At 52.0% G+C, this 1,128-nt stretch carries 1 protein-coding gene and 1 pseudogene; both read right to left on the bottom strand.

Features of this window, described 5'->3' with window-relative positions:
• Window positions 1–161 precede the first annotated feature (161 nt).
• Window positions 162–559 (bottom strand): annotated as a pseudogene (locus LOC54_RS12420) (hypothetical protein); the annotation flags it as partial.
• 55 nt (window positions 560–614) lie between these two features.
• Window positions 615–1,070, bottom strand: coding sequence for an IS5 family transposase (locus LOC54_RS12265; protein ID WP_408740353.1), 456 nt, complete (start codon window positions 1,068–1,070; stop codon window positions 615–617).
• Window positions 1,071–1,128: the final 58 nt, after the last annotated feature.

Raw genomic sequence — 1,128 nt, 5'->3', positions numbered from 1 at the left:
CGACTGCGTTTCATCCGTCCGTATCCTTCTCGATCGGACTCTACTTTTAAATGGTTACATTTCCGGGGGGCACGTCATTAACGGTGGGTTCACACCCGCCCAGAAACTAAAAACAGCTGCCTGAATTCTCATTCAACGCCCTATTAAAAATGGGGAGATTACCGGGGCACAGGCTCGAGATCCGGCTTTTTCCTGTGACCCTTTGAGACAAAACCCTCCTTATCCATGAAGTCCTCATTCGCTTTGAGCGATAAGCTGTATCAGCTCAAACGCCTGAGGCCGCACTGGTTTTATCTAACAACACCTCTATCAATCACGCACCATCACTGGCGGCGGTATCCGTTGTCTTCCATTTGTTCAGCGTCTGGATGACCAGAATTTTGAACATCAGCACCGGATCAAACAGCGGACGTCCGTCTTTACTTCCGTCTGAACAGGCCAGAGCCAGCTCCAGATCAGGGCGAAATACCTCAAAATCCACAGTCCGGGATAATGTTTCGAGCTGACCGTCAAGCCCGTTCAGCCGAGCAAGGCGCTCTTCAACATCAAAGAAACCCAAGCTGCTTCATCTTCCACCATCGGCAATCAACGCCGAAGAAATGGAATCACACGGACTAGGTTCTGTTGACAAAAGACGGTAGCCACAATTTTACGGCTGCGAGGTTAAGAAAGGCGAGAAACGATATTCTTGTCTTGTCATAGCGTGTGGCGATACGTCGGAACTGCTTCAGCCTGTTGAACATCCGCTCGATACGATTGCGATCTCGGTAACTTCGGAAATCGCACGGAATATCCTCTGTGCGGTTTGAACGCGGCGGGATTACAGGAAGAATGCCTCGAAAAAGCAGACTCTCCCGTATCCTGTCACTATCATATCCCTTGTCGGCCAGAAGCCGGCGCGGTGTTGCGACCGGCAGGTCCATCAGGGCATCAGCGCCGGAATAATCAGAAACTTCACCACCCGTCAGGTTGAAGCCAGGAGGGCGTCCCTGACCGTCAGCACGGGCGTGGATCTTGCTCGTAAAGCCGCCGCGGCTGCGACCAAAGCCTTCCTCATACCAACCGTTGATTGCTAGAACCTATGCGCCCAATTGCGCAGTCCGATTGACATGATGCGCCAAGGTTGTT

Origin of the sequence: Acetobacter sp. AN02 (assembly GCF_029759835.1) — a bacterium.
In the GTDB taxonomy this organism is placed as follows: domain Bacteria; phylum Pseudomonadota; class Alphaproteobacteria; order Acetobacterales; family Acetobacteraceae; genus Acetobacter.
Note: the sequence above shows the minus strand (reverse complement) of the source record. Positions and strands in the feature narration are given on the sequence as shown.